The organism is Bradyrhizobium sp. (genome assembly GCF_035309285.1).
Classification (GTDB): Bacteria; Pseudomonadota; Alphaproteobacteria; order Rhizobiales; family Xanthobacteraceae; genus Bradyrhizobium.
The window spans coordinates 1-3,397 of the sequence record NZ_DATGFH010000127.1 but is presented as its reverse complement, the minus strand read 5'-3'; the positions used below and the strand labels follow the sequence as shown (position 1 = coordinate 3,397).

4 protein-coding genes are annotated in these 3,397 nt (G+C 62.3%); all 4 read right to left on the bottom strand.

Going from position 1 to position 3,397, the window contains the following annotated elements:
* Positions 1-544, bottom strand: a 544-nt coding sequence (locus VKR55_RS23755; protein WP_324407151.1) for a L,D-transpeptidase, incomplete at its 3' end; no start/stop codon positions are given.
* A gap of 204 nt (positions 545-748) precedes the next feature.
* Positions 749-1,510 carry an ABC transporter permease gene (locus VKR55_RS23750; RefSeq protein ID WP_324407150.1) on the bottom strand — a complete coding sequence of 254 codons (762 nt, stop codon included), beginning with the start codon at positions 1,508-1,510 and terminating at the stop codon, positions 749-751.
* Positions 1,507-2,430, bottom strand: coding sequence for an ABC transporter ATP-binding protein (locus tag VKR55_RS23745; RefSeq protein ID WP_324407148.1), 924 nt, complete (start codon positions 2,428-2,430; stop codon positions 1,507-1,509). The genes VKR55_RS23750 and VKR55_RS23745 overlap by 4 nt, the downstream gene beginning before the upstream one ends.
* Positions 2,431-2,553: 123 nt before the next feature.
* Entirely contained in the window at positions 2,554-3,225 is a 672-nt protein-coding gene (locus VKR55_RS23740; RefSeq protein WP_324407146.1) for an OmpA family protein, read from the bottom strand.
* Between the last annotated feature and the right edge of the window lie 172 nt (positions 3,226-3,397).

The window sequence follows — 3,397 nt, the reverse complement described above, 5'->3', positions numbered from 1 at the left end:
CCTGCGGCGCCAGGGCGACAGGTTCGCCGACACCTTCATATCGCGGAGCATAGGGCTGGGCGGCTTCGCGGCGTGCGACGGCATTGCTGCGCGGCGGATTGCGCGCCAGCGCGACCTGGGCCGAACCGGTCAGCGTCACCGTGGTATTGAGCACGCCCTGCTGCTCGACCAGCGCATAGAGCGTCGAAGCGTGGGCGCGCGACAGCCGTACGCAGCCGTGCGAAGCCGGCGTGCCGAGGCGGCTCTCGGAATCGGTGCCGTGGATGGCGTGGCCGATCTTGGTGAAGAAGATCGAGTGCGGCATCGGCGCGTCGTCGAATTCCTTGGAGAAGTGGTCCTCCTCCATGCGGAAGGTGCGGAAGCTTCCGCTCGGCGTCTCGTACGATGGAATGCCGGTCGAAACCGGCCATCGGTAGCGCTCCGCGCCATCGACCGCGACGGTCATCATCTGCGCATCCTTGTCGACGGTGATGAAAACTTTGGCCTGGGTGGTGCTGGTGGCGAACAGTATTAAACCCGCAACCGCAATAAGGAAGGAACGCATGTTACTTTTGGCCTCCAAGCCTTGGGCTTTCTTGCCCTGATCGCCCCGCCACCACCGTCCCCCCGGCAGCCAATATGCCCGAAACGCCCCAATGGTTCCAGTGGCGCACCCTCGTTAATGCGCAGGCGGCCACAAACATGGCGTTGGCAGGGCTTAATCTGGCGTGTGAAGCCGTTTTCGCGCGGATCGCGGCAATTGGGCCCTTCAATTCTTCAGCCGATAACCGGTCTTGAAGATCCACCACACCACGATCATGCAGGTGACCAGAAACGACAGCGTCATGCCGACGCTCAACGCGACGCTGACGTCGGAGATTTCGTAAAAGCTCCAGCGGAAGCCGCTGATCAGATAGACCACCGGATTGAGCAGCGTGATGGTGCGCCAGCCCGAGGGCAGCATGTTCACCGAGTAGAAGCTGCCGCCGAGGAAGGTCAGCGGCGTCACCACCAGCATCGGGATCATCTGCAGCTTCTCGAAGCCGTCGGCCCAGATGCCGATGATGAAGCCGAACAGGCTGAAGGTCACGGCCGTCAGCACCAGGAAGATCAGCATCCAGACCGGATGGTGGATGTGCAACGGAACGAACAAGCCCGCGGTCGCGAGGATGATCAGCCCCAGGATGACCGATTTGGTCGCCGCCGCCCCGACATAGCCGAGCACGATCTCGAACGAGGAGACCGGCGCGGAAAAGATTTCATAGATGGTGCCGACGAATTTCGGGAAGTAGATGGCGAAGGAGGCGTTGGCGATGCTCTGCGTCAGCACCGACAGCATCACGAGACCCGGCACGATGAAGGTGCCGTAGCTGACGCCTTCGATCTGGGTGATGCGCGAGCCGATCGCCGCGCCGAATACCACGAAATAGAGCGAGGTCGACACCACGGGCGAGACGATGCTTTGCAGCAGCGTCCGCCCGGTGCGGGCCATTTCGAATCTGTAGATTGCGCGGACGGCTCGGACGTTCATGGCGCGTGCACCAGGCTGACGAAGATGTCTTCTAGCGACGACTGGCTGGTGTCGATATCGAAGAAGCGGATGCCGGCGGCGCGGAGGTCGCCGAGCAGGCTGGTGATGCCGGTGCGCTCGCCCTTGGTGTCGTAGTCGTAGATCAGCGCACGGCCGCCATCGCAGATTTCGAGCTTGTAGGGCGCAAGCGCGTCGGGCACGGCGTCGATCTTGCCCTGCAGATAAACGGTGAGGCGTTTCTTGCCCAGCTTCTGCATCAGCTTGGCCTTTTCCTCGACCAGGATGATCTCGCCATTGTTGATGACGCCGATGCGGTCGGCCATCTCTTCGGCTTCCTCGATATAGTGCGTGGTCAGGATGATGGTGACGCCGGAGGCCTGCAGCGCGCGCACCACTTCCCACATGCCCTTGCGCAATTCGACGTCGACGCCCGCGGTCGGCTCGTCGAGGAACAGGATTTGCGGCTCGTGCGAGAGCGCCTTCGCGATCATCACGCGGCGCTTCATGCCGCCGGACAGCGTGCGGATCGCGGAATCCTTCTTGTCCCACAGCGACAGGTCCTTCAGCACCTTTTCGATATGGGCCGGGTTCTTCGGCTTGCCGAACAGGCCGCGGCTGAAGCTCGTCGTCGCCCACACGGTCTCGAAGGCGTCGGTGTGCAATTCCTGCGGCACCAGGCCGATCAGGGAACGCGCGGCGCGATAATCGTCCCTGATGTCATGGCCGCCGACGCTGACGCTGCCCTCGCTGATGTTGGCAATGCCGCAGATGATGGAGATCAGCGTGGTCTTGCCGGCGCCGTTCGGACCCAAGAGCGCGAAGATCTCGCCCTTGTTGATGTCGAGATTGATGTTTTTCAGCGCCTTGAAGCCGGAGGCATAGGTCTTCGACAGATTGGCGACAGAAATGATCGGGGGCATGCGGGGGCTGAGGTTAAACCGGAAAGCAGACACGACACATCGGTCGGCTTCGAGGCGGGAAAAAAGGCAGGCATCCGGAGATAGGAAGCGAAAAAGCCTTCCGCAATCGGCCGGTTAGGCAGGTTATTTCTTTTTCTTCTTCGCCGATTTCTTGGCAGCAGGTGTCGCGGCAGGGGGGGCGGCCTCTTCCGGCAGTTTTCCGATGGTCACGACCTGGATCTGCTGATTGACCGACGAGGTCGGATGCGCCTGGTCGATGAATTGCTCCTCACCAAGGCCGAGCGACTGCAGCCGCTTGGACGAGATCTTGAAGGTGTTGATCAAGACGTCGCGGATCGCGTCCGCCCGGCGCTGGCTCAGGATCACATTGGCCTCGCGCTTGCCGGTGGACTGCGAGTGGCCGACGATCAGGAAGGTGTAGGGCAAGAGCGGCGCATTGACGAGCGCGTCAGCCAGGCGGCCGACCGTTTCATAGGATTCCGGCAGGATGACCGGTGTGTCGACGTCGAACTGGATGTTGAAATTGAAGGTCGGCAGACTGACGATGTCGGGTACGACCAATGGCCGTTTCGATGGTTCGGGCTCCTTCCTGGAGCGGGACCGGGATTTTTCGAGCACCGTCTGCTTCAATGCCGCGATGTCGAGATCGGGGCCGCTGTCGAACTTGCTCAGCGTGTTGACGATATCGTCGCGGGCCGGCGCCGCGGGCGCGGCCGCCTGGCCGCGCGAGGCAGGCGTGGACGCCGCGATGCTGGCGGCAAATGTCAGGAGCAAAGCGAGGCCGCGCAGGCGCATCAGCGGTACCCCGCATCGATCGTGGCCTGGGTGCAATTCCGACTGACGCCCTTGGCTGCGAGCAGGCACGGGATCGATTTGGAGGTTTCCTTGGTCGAGCCGTGGCACAGCCTGATGATTTCCAGCCGGCAGGCGCCTGCCACCGTGATGCGTGCGTTGATCCGCTTCTGGA

Bases quoted from the DNA above. Each gene is read 5' to 3' on its own strand.
- VKR55_RS23750 (WP_324407150.1), bottom strand. From the start codon at position 1,510: ATGAACGTCCGAGCCGTCCGCGCAATCTACAGATTCGAAATGGCCCGC.
- VKR55_RS23745 (WP_324407148.1), bottom strand. From the start codon at position 2,430: ATGCCCCCGATCATTTCTGTCGCCAATCTGTCGAAGACCTATGCCTCC.
- VKR55_RS23740 (WP_324407146.1), bottom strand. From the start codon at position 3,225: ATGCGCCTGCGCGGCCTCGCTTTGCTCCTGACATTTGCCGCCAGCATC.